This is a genomic window from Streptomyces sp. NPDC054932 (assembly GCF_053610205.1).
The window spans coordinates 1-14,473 of sequence record NZ_JBSGXU010000088.1; the positions used below are offsets into that span (position 1 = coordinate 1).

At 73.5% G+C, this 14,473-nt stretch carries 10 protein-coding genes; 2 read left to right on the plus strand and 8 right to left on the minus strand.

Translation table 11 applies throughout. The features are described from left to right. Positions 1–323: 323 nt before the first annotated feature. The 7 genes from ACWGE1_RS23035 to ACWGE1_RS23065 all read right to left on the minus strand — a co-directional run bounded on the left by ACWGE1_RS23035 (position 324) and on the right by ACWGE1_RS23065 (position 8,329). Complete coding sequence (locus ACWGE1_RS23035; RefSeq protein ID WP_453422367.1) at positions 324–1,322, minus strand: N-acetylglucosamine kinase; 999 nt, start codon at positions 1,320–1,322, stop codon at positions 324–326. Next, positions 1,313–2,578: a 6-phospho-beta-glucosidase gene (locus ACWGE1_RS23040; RefSeq protein ID WP_453422368.1), complete on the minus strand. Its 1,266-nt coding sequence runs from the start codon at positions 2,576–2,578 to the stop codon at positions 1,313–1,315. Before ACWGE1_RS23040 ends, ACWGE1_RS23035 begins: the two co-directional genes overlap by 10 nt. Positions 2,579–2,583: 5 nt before the next feature. After that, entirely contained in the window at positions 2,584–3,435 is an 852-nt protein-coding gene (locus tag ACWGE1_RS23045; RefSeq protein WP_453422369.1) for a carbohydrate ABC transporter permease, read from the minus strand. Further along, the gene (locus ACWGE1_RS23050; protein ID WP_453422370.1) at positions 3,432–4,388 is read right to left on the minus strand and encodes a carbohydrate ABC transporter permease; all 957 of its coding nucleotides are present in this window, start codon (positions 4,386–4,388) and stop codon (positions 3,432–3,434) included. The genes ACWGE1_RS23045 and ACWGE1_RS23050 overlap by 4 nt, the downstream gene beginning before the upstream one ends. Before the next feature lie 4 nt (positions 4,389–4,392). Next, the gene (locus tag ACWGE1_RS23055; protein WP_453422371.1) at positions 4,393–5,727 is read right to left on the minus strand and encodes an ABC transporter substrate-binding protein; all 1,335 of its coding nucleotides are present in this window, start codon (positions 5,725–5,727) and stop codon (positions 4,393–4,395) included. Between the two features lie 108 nt (positions 5,728–5,835). Further along, on the minus strand, positions 5,836–7,098 hold the full coding sequence (locus tag ACWGE1_RS23060; protein ID WP_453422372.1) for an ROK family protein: 1,263 nt from the start codon (positions 7,096–7,098) through the stop codon (positions 5,836–5,838). Positions 7,099–7,246: 148 nt separating this feature from the next. Then, the gene (locus tag ACWGE1_RS23065) at positions 7,247–8,329 is read right to left on the minus strand and encodes a mechanosensitive ion channel family protein (RefSeq protein WP_453422373.1); all 1,083 of its coding nucleotides are present in this window, start codon (positions 8,327–8,329) and stop codon (positions 7,247–7,249) included. A 285-nt stretch (positions 8,330–8,614) separates the two neighbouring features. Between ACWGE1_RS23065 and ACWGE1_RS23070 the strand changes: the two genes are divergently transcribed. After that, positions 8,615–9,151: an HNH endonuclease gene (locus tag ACWGE1_RS23070; RefSeq protein ID WP_453422374.1), complete on the plus strand. Its 537-nt coding sequence runs from the start codon at positions 8,615–8,617 to the stop codon at positions 9,149–9,151. Positions 9,152–9,210: 59 nt separating this feature from the next. On the opposite strand, the gene ACWGE1_RS23075 is transcribed toward ACWGE1_RS23070, so the two are convergent. Beyond that, the gene (locus tag ACWGE1_RS23075; RefSeq protein ID WP_453422375.1) at positions 9,211–12,225 is read right to left on the minus strand and encodes a beta-N-acetylglucosaminidase domain-containing protein; all 3,015 of its coding nucleotides are present in this window, start codon (positions 12,223–12,225) and stop codon (positions 9,211–9,213) included. Positions 12,226–12,426: 201 nt separating this feature from the next. Here ACWGE1_RS23075 and ACWGE1_RS23080 point away from each other — a divergent pair, with 201 nt between their 5' ends. Beyond that, positions 12,427–14,466: a 4-alpha-glucanotransferase gene (locus tag ACWGE1_RS23080; RefSeq protein ID WP_453422376.1), complete on the plus strand. Its 2,040-nt coding sequence runs from the start codon at positions 12,427–12,429 to the stop codon at positions 14,464–14,466. Positions 14,467–14,473: the final 7 nt, after the last annotated feature.

The following is a 14,473-nucleotide window of genomic DNA, read 5'->3' on the forward strand; positions in this document are numbered from 1 at the left end:
CCCTCGGCGCAGGCGGTGCCCCGCCCGGGCGGTCCGACGGGAGGCGCGGCCGGCGGACCGGCGGGCGGCACGGAAACGCCGCCCCCGGGCGCGGGCGCGCGTGATGTGATCGCCACCGTGACCTCCCCCTCGGTCCTGTCGTCCCCCAGCCGGCGCTGGGAGGTACCCCCTGCGCAGCAGTATGGCCGTAGTGCCGGTCGACCACAGCACCCGGTGCTGGATCCAGGGTGATCCGTCCCCGAGGGCCCCCTTCGCCGCCCCTTCACCGTCAATACGTCCGCACGCTCGCCACGGTTCCAGACCGGAGGACTTCCGGGGCAGGTTCACCCGAAATGGGCACGGAGTTTTTCGTACGCACCGGGCGGGGATCCGAGCGCGTCCAGGCCCAGCAGGCCGGCACCCAGCACCGGCGGAGCCGTGATCACGGAGATCCGGGCGCGCGGGGCCCGTTCGGCGAGGCCCGCCGCGATCCGGTCGTTGAGCTGCGGGTGCCCGGCCGCCAGCACACTGCCGCCCAGCACCACCGGCACCTCCTGCTCCAGCAGACCCAGGCGGCCCAGCGCCACCGACGCCATCGCCACGACCTCGTCCGCCTGCCGGTGCACCAGCGACAGCGCCACCGGGTCCCCGGCGGCCGCCACCGCGAACAGCACCGGAGTCAGCTCGTGCCGCCGCCCGCGCGGGACACGGCCCAGGTGCATCGCCTCGATCAGCGAGGCCATCGAGTCGTGGCCCAGGTGCGCGGGCAGCGCCCGGGCCAGCTCCGTCGCCCCGCCCCGCCCGTCCTCGGCGCGGGCCGCGAACCACAGCGCCTCCTCGGCCAGTCCGCCCCCGCCGCCCCAGTCGCCGGAGATCCGGCCGACCGCGGGGAAGCGCGCGGTCCGCCCGTCCGGGGTCATCCCGACGCAGTTGATGCCCGCCCCGCACACCACCGCGACACCGCACGGGTCGGCGCCCGTCGGCAGCCCGGAGCGCAGCAGCGCGAAGGTGTCGTTGTACACCGCCGTCGTACGGCCCCAGCCGCGGCGCTCGATCTCGCGCGCCAGTTCCTCCTCCTCCACCGCGAAGTCGGCGTTGGCGAGGCAGGCCGACACCCGCTCCGCCCACGGCCCGGCCGCGCGGTCGGTGCTCAGTCCGGCGTCGGCCATCGCCGCGGCCAGCACGTCGACGGCCGCGGCCACGCCCGTGCGCGGCGGCTGGAAGCCCCCGGCCTGGCCGGAGCGGAGCACCGAGCCGTCGGCAGCCAGCAGGGCCACGTCCGTCTTGCTGTTGCCCGCGTCGATCGCCAGCACCGAGGGGAGGGTCACGGGGGTCACGCCCATGCCAGGTGCTCCTTGTTGTGCGCGAGGAGCCGGTCGGTCAGCCCTTCGGCCAGGTCGAACTGCCCGACCAGCGGGTGCGCCAGCAGCGCCCTGAAGACCCGCTCGCGCCCGCCGCGCAGCGCCGCGTCCAGCGCGAGGTCCTCGTACGCGCTCACGTGCGCGATCAGCCCGGCGAAGAGCGGGTCCAGCCGCGGCACCGCCAGTGGAGCGGCTCCGGAGCCGTCGACGCGGGCCTGCACCTCGATCACCGCGTCGTCCGGCAGGAAGGGCAGCGTGCCGTTGTTGTACGTGTTGACGACCTGTACGGCCGGGCCGTCGCCGGCCAGCAGGGAGGCGGCCAGGTCCACGGCCGCCTCCGAGTAGAAGGCGCCGCCCCGCTTCGCGAGCAGCGCCGGCTTCTCGTCGAGGGCGGGATCCCCGTACAGGGCGAGCAGCTCCCGCTCCATCGCGGCGACCTCGGCGGCCCGCGAGGGCTTGGTCCCCAGCTCCCGTACGACCTCGTCGTGGGCGTAGAAGTAGCGCAGGTAGTACGAGGGCACGACGCCGAGCCGGTCCAGCAGCGCCCGCGGCAGGCGCAGGTCCCCGGCGACGGCCTCCCCGTGCGCGGCGAGCAGCCCCGGCAGCAGGTCCTCGCCGTCCGGGCCGTCCCGGCGCACGCCCAGTTCCCAGGTGAGGTGGTTGAGGCCCACGTGGTCCAGGTGGATGTCGGCCGGCGCCAGGTCCAGCAGGGCCGCGAATTTCCGCTGGAGGCCGATGGCGACGTTGCACAGCCCGACGGCCCTGTGCCCGGCCTGCAGGAGGGCCCTGGTGACGATTCCGACCGGGTTGGTGAAGTCGATGATCCACGCGTCCGGGTTGGTCCGCCGGACCCGCTCGGCGATGTCGAGGACCACCGGGACGGTGCGCAGCGCCTTGGCGAGCCCGCCCGCGCCCGTGGTCTCCTGCCCGACGCAGCCGCACTCCAGCGGCCAGGTCTCGTCCTGCAGCCGGGCGGCCTGTCCGCCGATGCGCAGCTGGAGCAGGACCGCGTCGGCCCCGGTGATGCCCGCGTCGAGGTCGGAGGTGGTGGTGATGCGGCCCGGGTGGCCCTGCCGGGCGAAGATCCGCCGGGCCAGGCCGCCGATCAGCTCCAGCCGTTCGGTGGCCGGGTCGATCAGTACGAGTTCGGTGACGGGCAGGGTGTCGCGCAGCCGTGCGAAGCCGTCGATCAGTTCGGGGGTGTAGGTGGAACCGCCGCCCACCACTGCGAGTTTCATCGTCGTCAGCCTTTCACGCCGGTCAGGGTGACTCCCTCGACGAACGCCTTCTGAGCGAAGAAGAAGAGGACGATCACCGGTGCCATGACCAGTACGGTCGCGGCCATGGTCAGGTTCCAGTTGGTGTGGTGCGCCCCCTTGAAGGACTCCAGCCCGTAACTGAGGGTCCAGGCGGCAGGGTTGTCGGAGGCGTAGATCTGCGGGCCGAAGTAGTCGTTCCAGGCACAGAAGAACTGGAAGAGCGCGACGGCGGCGATCCCGGGCCGGGCCATCGGCAGCACCACGCGCAGCAGGGTGCGCAGCTCGCCGCAGCCGTCGACGCGGGCGGCGTCCAGGTACTCGTCGGGGATGGTCAGCAGGAACTGGCGGAGCAGGAAGATGGAGAAGGCGTCGCCGAAGGCCATCGGGATGATCAGCGGCCACAGGGTGCCCGACAGGTCGAGCTGCTTGGCCCAGAAGAGGTACATGGGGATGACCACCACCTGCGGCGGCAGCATCATCATGGCGATCACGAGCAGCAGCGAGAGCCGCCGCCCGCGGAAGCGGAACTTGGCGAGTGCGTACGCGACGGGCACGGAGGAGACCACGGTCAACAGGGTGCCGAGTCCGGCGTACAGGAGCGTGTTGCGCCACCAGGTCAGGAAGCCCGGGGTGTGCCAGACCTTCGCGTAGTTGCCCCATTCCCAGGTGTCGGGCCACAGGTCGCGGGTCAGCGCCTGCCGGTCGCCCATCAGGGAGGTGAGCAGGAGGAAGACGAAGGGGAGGACGAAGAAGAGGGCGGCGGCCACGCCGAGCGAGTGCACCCCGACCCAGTGCAGTACCGCCCTGGAGGTTCTCCTGCCGTCGTACGTGCTCATTCACCTGCTCCGATCAGACCGCCACGGCGGCGCATCAGGAGCGCGGTGAAGGCCATGGAGAGGGCGAACAGGACGAGTGCGACGACACACGCGGTGCCGTAGTCGAAGCGCTGGAACCCGAGGTTGTAGACGAGCTGGGGCAGGGTCAGGGTGGACTTGTCGGGGTAGCCGGGCTCGAACTGCTGGCCCGAACCGCCGATCACCCCGGCCGCGACCTTGCCGGCCACCAGCGGCTGGGCGTAGTACTGCATGGCCTGGATGACCCCGGTGACCACGGCGAACATGATGATCGGGGAGATGTTGGGCAGGGTGATGTGGCGGAACCGGGCCCAGGACCCGGCCCCGTCCAGCTCGGCCGCCTCGTACTGCTCCTTCGGCACGTCGAGCAGCGCGGCCATGAAGATGACCATCAGGTCGCCCACCCCCCACAGTGCGAGGGCGGTCAGGGCCGGCTTGGACCAGTCGGCGTCGGTGAACCAGCCGGGGGCGGGCAGTCCCACCGCGTCGAGCAGGGTGTTGACGGGGCCGGTGCCGGGGTTGAGCAGGAAGACGAAGGCCAGGGTCGCCGCGACGGGCGGGGCCAGGTAGGGCAGGTAGAACAGGGTCCGGAAGATCCCGGTGCCCGTCTTGATCTTCGTGATGAGCAGGCCGATGCCGAGGCCGAAGGCGACCCGGCAGGTCACCATCACCAGGACCAGCCACAGCGTGTTGCGCATCGCCGGCCAGAACAGCGGATAGTCGGTGAAGACGTAGCTCCAGTTGTCCGCGCCGTTGAGGGCGGGCGGGCGGAAGCCGTCGTACCGGGTGAAGGAGAAGTACAGAGTGGACAGCAGCGGGTAGACGAAGAAGACCGAGAACCCGATCAGCCAGGGGGACATGAAGGCCGCGGTCCGCAGGGCGGAGCGCCGCCGCTTCGACCGCAGGGGGCCGCTTCCGGTTCCGGTGCCGGTCATCGGGCTACTTCGCCTTCGCGATGTCCGTGTCGATCTGCCGGTCGGTCCTGGCGAGACCGGCCGGGATGTCGGCCACGTCGCCCTTCTCGACCCCGTACGCGAAGTCCTCGAAGGTCAGCTGGTAGGTGCCGCCGTCGGCCTGGGCCGGAGTGGTGCTCGACTTCGGGTGCCGGGCGATGTCGAGGAAGGTCTTGAACTCCGGGGTCACCTGCAGGTCCGGGGACTCCAGGGCGGCGAGGGTGGAGGGCACGTTGTGGATGGCGTTGGCGAAGGCCACCACCGCCTCGGTGTCGGTGGTCATGTACTTGACCAGCTCCCAGGCGGCGTTCTGCTTCTTGCTGCCGGAGCCGATGCCCATGATCGTGCCGGAGAGGTAGCCCTTGCCGTAGTCGGCGGCCTGATCGTCGGGGACGGGCAGCGGGGCGGTGCCGATCTCGAAGGGGACTCCGGCCTCCTTGGCCATCGGGGCCCGCCACTCGCCGTCGATCTGCATGGCCACCTGGCCGGTGTGGAAGGGGTGCTCGGCGCTCCACTCGTCACCGAAGGTGTTGCGGAACCGCTCCAGCTTCTCGTAGCCGCCGAGCTTGTCCACCAGGTCCTTCTGTGCGGTCAGCATCTTGGCGAAGGCCGGGTCCGCGGCCAGGTTGGACTTGCCGTCGGCGCCGAAGTACGTGGCGCCCCACTGCGCCGCGAGCCGCGTCGGCTTGGTCTCGTAGCCGTGGAAGGTGGGCATCAGGCCGACCTGTTCGTACGAGTCGCCCTTGGGTTTGGTGAGCTTCTGCGCGACCTCGGTGAACTGGCTCCAGGTCTTCGGGGGTTCGGTGATGCCGGCGGCGGCGAAGGCGGTCTTGTTGTAGACGAGGCCGTAGGCGTCGTTGAGCAGAGGCAGCGTGCACTGGTTGCCGTTGAACTCCGTGTACTCCAGCAGGGTCTTGGGGAAGACCTTGGTCTTGTCCACCCCGGACTTCGCGAGGAAGGGGTTCAGGTCGGCGAAGGCGCGGGAGTTGCAGAACTTGCCCACGCTGTCGGTGGTGAAGGAGGAGACCACGTCGGGAGCCTTGTCCCCGCCCGCGCGCAGGGCCTGGTTGACCTTGTCGTCGGTCATGTTGCCGGTGACCTCGACCTTGATGTTCGGGTGCGCCTTCTCGAACCGGGCGATGTTGTCCTCGATGGCCTTGACCTCGCTCGGCGCGGACCAGCCGTGCCAGAAGTTGAGGGTGACGTCCGCCTTCGGATCGTCGGAGGCGGTGTCCGCGCTCTGGCCCGTACAGGCCGTGGCGAGGGCGGATATCGCCGCGAGGAGGGCGGTGGCGGTGGTCAGGCGTCCGGTTCTGGGCATGGCGGGGCTCGCTCTCTGCGGGAGGAACTTCCGTGGGGGGTGCCGGTGGCGGTGGGGCGCGGGGGTGGGTGCGGGGCAAGAGGGGATGGGCGGGCGCGCGCGGGTGGTTCAGCCCGAGGTGTCGAAGACCTCGTCCCGGGTGGCGGCCAGCGCGCTCTCCAGCGCGCCGTGCAGGACGGGCCGCTCCGTAACCTCGCCGGGGACCAGCCGGGGCCGGGAGGGGGCCAGTTCGGCGAGCTCGGCCTCCAGCAGTGTGCGCAGCGGCTCGCCGCCCGCGCTGATCGCGGCCCCGGACAGGACCACGATCTCCGGGTCCAGCACGGCGACGACCGAGGCGAGACCGGTGGCCAGCGCGGTGGCGTACGACTGGAGGAAGCGCAGGTGCGCCCCCTCGGGCGCGGCGGCCGCCTGCGCGAGCAGGGCGACGGCGGCGGCGACCTCCGGTCCGTGGGGGGTGCCGGGCGCGCCGGGGGCGCCGGACGCATCGGCGGCGTCCGCGGTGTCCGGGGAGGATTCGGCCGGCGGTTCGACGCCCAGTTCCGCGGCGAGCCGGGGCAGACCCTCCACGCCGGCCAGTTCCTGGTACCCGCCGGAGTTGGCCCGGGTGACCTGCCGGACCAGGGGGCGGCCCGGTACGGGCAGGAAGCCCACCTCGCCCGCGCCGCCGGTCCAGCCGCGGTGCAGCCGGCCGCCGAGCACCAGCGCGGCGCCGAGGCCCTCCTCGTTCCACAGCAGGACGAAGTCCTCGTGGCCGCGGGCCGCGCCGAGCCGCTGTTCGGCGACGGCGGCGAGATTGACGTCGTTCTCGTACTCGACGGGCATCGGCAGGGCCGCCGCCAGTTCCTCCAGGAGGGTGGGGGAGTGCCAGCCGGGGAGGTGGCTGGCGTAGCGCAGCCGGCCGTTCTGCGGGTCGAAGGCGCCCGGCGTACCGATGACGACCCGGCGCAGGTCGGAGCGGTGCAGCCCGGCTGCCTTGACGGCCCCGCCGAGGGCCTCGGTCACCTGGTCGACGGCGTCCGCGCCCTCGGTGTAGGGGACCTCGTGGGTGGCGATCACCGTGCCGGTGAGGTCGGCGACGGCCGCCAGCACGCGCTCGGGGGTGACGTCGAGGCCGCCGACGTACGCGGCCCTGGGGTTGATCGCGTAGAGCTGGGCGCTGGGACCGGGGCGTCCGCCGTCCGTGCCGGTGGCCACGACGAGCCCGACCGCTTCCAGGCGGGCCAGCAGCTGGGAGGCGGTGGGCTTGGACAGGCCGGTCAGGTGCCCGATGCGGGTCCGGGACAGCGGGCCGTGCGTCAGCAGCAGTTCGAGTGCGGCCCGGTCGTTCATGGCGCGCAACAGGCTGGGCGTTCCGGGCGTGGCGGCGGGCATCGAGCGGCTCTCCCTCACCGAGGTGATCTGTTAGGTAAGTTTCCTATCACCTGTTGAACTGTGTCAATGCCGCTGCCCCGCAGGCTGTGTCATTTCACGAATGACCTGCGGGGCAGCGGGGGGCGAGCGGGGCTCGTGCGACGTGCGACTACTTGGTGATCCGCGGGCCGGCCGGCGGCGGGATCGGGGCGGTGGCCAGCGACTGCGGTGACGCGGGGTTCGCCAGGGCGGACGGCGCGGCGACCGAGGCGGACGGATCGGCCGGGGCCTCCTCGTCCTCGTCGGCGGCCGGCATGCCGCCGATGATCCGGATGCCCGCCGCGTCGAAGGCCTCCTTGATCCGCCAGCGCAGCTCCCGCTCCACCGCGAACTGCTGGCCGGGCATGGTCTTGGCGGACACCTTCACGGTCATCGAGGCGAGCAGCACCTCGTCCAGCCCCAGCACCTCCACCGGACCCCACAGGCGCTCGTCCCACGGGGACTCCTTGGCCATGGAGTCGGCGACCTCCTGGACCACCTCGCGGATCCTGGACAGGTTCTCCGAGGGCTTGACCTGGACGTCGACGCCCGCGGTCGCCCAGCCCTGGCTGAGGTTGCCGATCCGCTTGATCTCGCCGTTGCGCACGTACCAGATCTCGCCGTTGTCCCCGCGGAGCTTGGTCACGCGCAGCCCGACCTCGATGACCTCGCCCGAGGCCACGCCCGCGTCGATCTTGTCACCGACGCCGTACTGGTCCTCCATGATCATGAACACGCCGGAGAGGAAGTCCGTCACCAGGTTGCGGGCGCCGAAACCGATCGCCACACCGGCCACACCCGCACTGGCCAGGAGCGGGGCCAGGTCGATCTTCAGCGCGGCCAGGACCATCAGCGCGGCCGTGCCGAGGATCAGGAACGAGGCCACCGACCGGAGCACCGAGCCGATCGCCTCCGAACGCTGGCGCCGCCGCTCGGCATTGACCAGCAGACCGCCCAGAGCGGTACCCTCCACCGCCTCGGCGCTGGTGTTCATCCGGGTTATCAGCTTGGTCAGGGCCTTGCGCACCGCCGAGCGGATGACCGCAGCTATCACGACGATCAGCAGGATCCGCAGACCGATGCTCAGCCAGGTGGCCCAGTTCTGCTCGATGAAGCTGGCGGCCTCGGTGACGCTCGCCTGCGCCTCCTTGACCGATGCGGGCGCGTCCGGGACTTCGGCTGCGAGCGGCAGCAGAGCGGCGGGCCAGGGCACGACGGGAACCTCCAGGTATCGCGTTCTGCCCGCGGAACCGGGGGTACCCCCGGACGGAACCGGAGGTATGCGGGACAGACCAACCACACTAACGGGGCAATCCCTTCAGCTTGGTGCCGTGTTCGAGGGAGAGACCAGACTCACCCGGGGATGACTGAGTGTGGTTGAAAACACCTCGGACCCGTTACGGGCGCGTGGTGGCGTTTCGACCAGCCGTAAGGAGAGACTGGAGAGCAGATCGTCCCGGCGCGAGCCACGCGCCGCCGGCGTACAAGGAGGCAGTCCGTGCCGCACGTCCTGGTCCTCAACGCGTCGTACGAGCCCCTCGGCGTCGTACCGCTCCGCCGCGCGCTCGTCCTCGTCCTGGAGAACAAAGCGGTCTCCCTGGAGGAATCCGGCGCCTATCTGCACAGCGCGACAAGGGTCGTCCCCGCGCCCAGCGTGGTACGGCTCAAGCGCTTCGTGCGGGTCCCCTACCGGGGGCCCGTTCCACTCACCCGGCGCGCGCTGTTCGCACGGGACGGCGGCCGCTGCATGTACTGCGGTGCCGTCGCCACCAGTGTCGACCACGTCATCCCGCGCAGCCGGGGCGGCCAGCACGCCTGGGACAACGTCGTCGCCGCGTGCCGCCGCTGCAACCACGTCAAGGCCGACCGGCACCTGCTGGAACTCGGCTGGCGTCTGCGCCACCAGCCGGCCCCGCCCTCCGGCCTGGCCTGGCGCATCATCGGCACGGGGCACCGGGACCCCCGGTGGATGCCGTACCTCCAGCCGTACGGGGCCGAGGACGCCCTGGAGCGCATCGGAGTCGCGGCGGTATAGCCGTCGGCGGGCTGCCGGGCCACCCCAGGGGCGGTCCGGCAGCCGCGGCAGGACGCCCCCTACGGCGTGACCGCGTAGGCCTCCGCCGACCAGAGCGAGCAGCCGTACCGCGTCGCGCGGCGGTCGCACGTCACCCGTATGAAGCGGGTGTCCGGAGCATCCATCCGCAGGGACTCGCGACCGCCCCGCGAGGCCGCGACCGCTGCCGCCGGCCGCCAGGTCACCCCGTCCGCAGAGGTCTCCACCCGGTACGCCGAGGGATACGCGTCCTGCCAGTGGAGCTCCAGCCGGCCCACCCGCGCCGGGGCGGGCAGCTCCGCCTGCCACCACGCGCCGTCCACCGCCGGTGAAGACCAGCGGGTGGACGTCGAGCCGTCCACGGCCGCCCGGGCCGGGAAGTCGGGCGTCTCGTTCGCCGAGGAGGTCGCCCGCGCCTTGCGCAGCAGATCAGGACCTCCGGTACGGGGCAGCGCACGCACGGTCAGGACGCGTGACTCCCCGTCGAAGATCACCGGAACCCGGTAGCTGCCCGGCGGGGTGTTCGCGGCGACGCTGACCTCCAGCGGGATCGACACCTGGCCGCCGCGCGGGGCCACCGCCGTCTGCGGAAGACGGACCTCGATGCCCGCGGGCGGCCGCGCCGACAGCGGCCCGCGGACCTCGGCGGGGCCCAGCGCGGACAGCTGCGCCGAGACCCGCTGCGGGGCGCCGCCGATCTCGGCGTCGACCGCGGCCCCGTCGGCCAGCTCGAAGCGGGCCCGGGGGCCGTCCGCGAACCACGGCACCACCTGGTGCACGGCGGGCGCGGACTCGGCCCCGGCCCAGGACAGCCGCACCGCGTCCGCGCTCAGCCCCGGCGTGTCCACCTGGGTCCAGCCCGAGGCCGCGGCGTCGGCGACCTTGCGCCAGCCCTCGCCGGGTACGTGCACCTCCACCACCGCGCCGCGCGCCCCCGCCGGCAGCGGGTCGGTCATCGCCGTCACCGCCGACACCGGGCGCGCGGCGTCCAGCCGTACGGTCCAGGCATCGGCCCCCTTCGTCACCGTGCCGGTCTTGCGGGCGACCCCGGTCCAGGCGTCGGCCTCCGCCGCCGCCTCCGTCAGGAAGGGGGCCAGTACGGCCTCGTCCACCCGGGCCGGTCCCGGCTCCGCCAGCGCCGCGCGGGCCTCGGCCAGCGCCCGGGACGCCTGCCAGGCGGCCGCCCCGTCCCCGCGGGCCTGCGCCTGCAGGACGTCCACCGCCAGCTCGCCCGCCGTCCCGTAGCGTGCCAGGCGCTCCAGCCAGGGACCCGCCTCGCCCGACAGGGCCGGCAGCCGGCGCGGGGCCTCGCGCAGGACCGTGAACGCCTTGCGCAGCCCGGCACCGGCCGCCGGATCACCCGCGGCACGGGCCTTCCAGAACTGCTCGATGAGCGGCTTCAGATAAGCCGACTCCTCCTGCTTCAGCCCCGACGACGCGGTGTTCCCGGCCAGCGCCGCGACCGCCGCGCGCGTCTGCGGATCGGCGCCCGCCAGCTCGCGCACCGCCGCCGCCCAGGACTCGCCGGCCCGGTAACCGCGCGGATTCCACGCGAAGTCCGCCGCCGTGAAGAGCGGGATCCGCGACAGGGTGCCCTGCGGCATCGCGTTGGCCAGCAGCGCCGCCGAACCACCGGCCACCGCCGGCTCGCGGCCCGTGTAGGGGCCGAGGAAGATCCGGCCCGGATCCCAGTCGTTGACCGGGTAGTTGTCCATGGTGATCAGCGGATGGCCCAGGGCGGAGCGCGCCCCGGCCAGTTCCTTGCCCGTGATCGTGCGGGGCACCACGCCCACGCCCGTCCAGGCCACTTCCACCCGCGGGTCCAGCGCGCCCGCCAGGGCCGTCCGGTAGACGGTGGCCCCCTCCTGGTAGTACTCCGTCGGCAGCAGCGACAGCGCGGGCGCGCCCGGATACCGGGCGGCCAGGTGCGCCGCCAGTCCGCCCGCGACCTCCGCGTGCGCCTTCGCGGCCGCCGCGGGGCCCTTCCCGTACCGCTCCCGGTCGGCCTTGCAGCCCCACTCGCTGTAGCTGACGTCCTGGAATTGCACCTGGAAGGCGCGGAAGCCGAGGTCCCACATCGCGTCCAGCTTGCGCGCGAGCGCCGCCCGGTCCGCCTCCGAGGACAGGCACATCGACTGCCCCGGGGTGACCGCCCAGGCCAGGACGACCCGGTTGGCACGGGCCCGTTCGGCCAGCGCGCGGAAATCCGCCTGCTGCTCCTGCGGGTAGTCCTGGCGCCAGCCCGTCGTGCGGTACGGATCGTCGCCGGGCGCGATCAGCAGCCGGTTCTGCTTGGTGCGCCCCATGAAGTCCACCTGCGCGAGGCGTTGTTCGCGGGTCCACGGCTCACCGTAGAAGCCCTCGGTGATCCCGCGCACCGGCGCGGCCGGCCAGTCCCGCACCAGTACGCCGGGCACCTTCCCGCCGCCCGCCGCGAGGAGCTGACGCAGCGTCTGTGCCGCGTGGAAGAGCCCGCCCTCGCCCACACCGGCCAGCGCGATCGTGTCCCGGCCGCCGGGCCGTCCCACGGCCAGCCGGTAGCCGCCGCTCGGAAGGTCCGTCGCCGCGGCCGCGCCCAGGGCCCGCAGCGCCTCCTCCGCGTCCGCGTCCTGGAGCCGTACGACGGTGCCCCGCCCGGGCAGCGGCGCACCGGGCGCCGGCTCGTGGACGGTCCGCACGCCCGCCCCGCGCAGGGCGTCGCGCACCACCTTGACGGCGTACGGATCCGCGTCGGCCGCGGCGACCAGCACGGCCTCGGCGCCCAGCGGCAGCTCGCGCGCCGGGTCGGCGGCCATCGACTGCGGCCGGGGCCAGACCGCGGGCCCCTCGGAGGCCGCCCGGGGAGTGTCCGCGCCGGGGTCGAGCAGGCCCCCTGCGGGGGTGGCTGCGGAGGCGGCGGATCCGGGCGCGGCTCCGGACGGCGTGCGCGCAGGCCCGTCCGGTGCGGAGGGCCCCGCGAGGGACCCGGGTGGCGCGGAGGCCACGGCGCCGCCCAGCAGCGTGCCGATCACCGCCACAGCGACGGCGGTGTTCCGCCTCCTGCCCCTGAGCTGCACAGAGCCTCCTCGTCGCGAGACGTCACCCACTCGTACGAATGAGCCCGAGCCCACCATTCGTGCGGCTCGAGTGTCAATGTGAGTGGGTGATCTGCCCCGGATGTGCCAGGAATGCGGTGCCTCCGAGTGGGTATGGACGCGGTGTTCCCCGGCGGCGTCCGACCCCTGTGCACCACTCTTCTGACACATCCTCATGCCCTCATGCCCGCACGCACGAAGGAGCGCCCGCAGATGGACGACCTGGCCCGGCTCGCTGCCCAGTACGGCGTCGCCACCGACTACCGGCCCGCCGCGGACGTCACCGTCCCGGTGCCGCAGGCCACCGTCAAGGCGGTCCTCGGGCTGCTGGGGGCGGTGGTCGACACCCCTGACGACGTGCGGGCGGGGGCCCGCGAGGCCGAGCGGGAGGAGGCCGCGCGGCTGCTGCCGCCGACCCTGGTGCACTGGCAGGGGGACCCGGCCGCGCCCGCGCTGCCGCCCGCCCTGGCGGCGCTGCCGCCCACGACCCGGATCCGGGTGGTCCTGGAGGACACCGGCGAGCACGTGCCGTGGAGTCCCGCGCTGCCCCTCGGGGTCCACCGGCTCACCGCCGAGGCCCCCGACGGCCGGACGGCCGGGGCCACCCTGATCGTGGCCCCGGAGCGGGCGCCGGCCGCGCCCGAGCGGGCCCACGGGCTGCTCGTCCAGCTCTACTCCCTGCTCTCCGAGCGCTCCTGGGGCATGGGCGACCTCGGTGACCTCGCGGAACTCGCCCGCTGGGCGGGCCGGACGCACGGCGCCGGTTTCATCCAGGTCAATCCGCTGCACGCGGCCGTGCCCGGGACCCCGACCGACCCCTCCCCGTACCGGCCCTCCTCGCGCCGCTTCCCGGACCCCGTCCACCTGCGGATCGAGGACGTCCCCGAATACGCCGACTGCCCCGACCGCCGGGCCCTCGACGAGCTCGCCGCCCGCGGCGGGGAACTGCGCCGCCAGGTCCTGGAGAAGGGCGCGCTGATCGACCGGGACGCCGTCTGGGAGCTCAAGCGGTCCGCCCTGGAGCTGCTGTACGCCGTCCCGCGCACGCCCGAACGCGAATCCGACTACCGGGCGTTCTGTGCCGAGCAGGGCGCCCCGCTGGACGTGCACGCCGCCTGGTGCGCCGGGCACGCCGGGGAGGAGGACCCGAAGGAGCGGAGCGATTTCCACCGCTGGCTGGTCTGGCTGACGGACGGCCAGCTCGCCGCCGCCCAGCGGGCCGCCCGCGAGGCCGGCATGACGGTCGGCATCGTCCACGACCTCGCCGTCGGGGTGCACCCGCAGGGTTCCGACGTCTTCGGCTCACCCTGCTACGCCCGGCACATCTCGGTCGGGGCCCCGCCGGACGCCTTCAACGCCCGCGGCCAGGACTGGGGCCTGCCGCCGTGGCGCCCGGACGTGCTGGCCGACACCGGCTACGCCCCCTTCCGGTCCCTGCTGCGCGGGGTGTTCCGGTACGCGGGCGCCCTGCGGATCGACCACGTGATGGGCCTGTTCCGGCTCTGGTGGATCCCGGAGGGCACCCCGCCCGCGGAGGGCGCGTACGTCGGCTACGACGGCGAGGCCATGCTGGCGGTCCTGGTCCTGGAGGCCCACCGGGCGGGCGCGCCGGTCATCGGCGAGGACCTCGGGACGGTGGAGCCGCGGGTCCGTCAGGAACTGGCCCGGCGCGGGGTGCTCGGCACTTCGGTGCTCTGGTTCGAGCGGGACTGGGACGGCGGCGGGAGCCCGCTCGCCCCGCAGGCCTGGCGGGCCGACTGCCTGGCCACCGTCACCACCCACGACCTGCCGCCCACGGCCGCGAAACTCGCCGGGGGCCATGTGGAACTGCGCGACCGGCTCGGCCTGCTGACCCGCCCGGCCGAGCTGGAGCGGGCCGAGGACGCCGCCGACACCGCCGAGTGGCTGGAACTGCTGGACGGGCTGGGACTGGACACCAAGGGCGAGGAGGCCGCCGTACGGGCCCTGTACGCCTTCCTGCTGCGCACCCCCGCGCGGCTGGTCGGCGTATGGCTGCCGGACGCGGTGGGCGACCGGCGGCCGCAGAACCTGCCGGGCACCTGGGACCAGTACCCCAATTGGCGGCTGCCGGTCGCCGACGGCGCCGGCCGGCCGCTGAGCCTGGAGGAGCTGGCCTCCTCGCCCCGGGCGAACGCCCTGCTGAGCGCGGTGGGGGAGGGCGCACGGCCTCGTACGGCACCCCCGGGCGCGCGCCCCGTTTAGGTGTTCG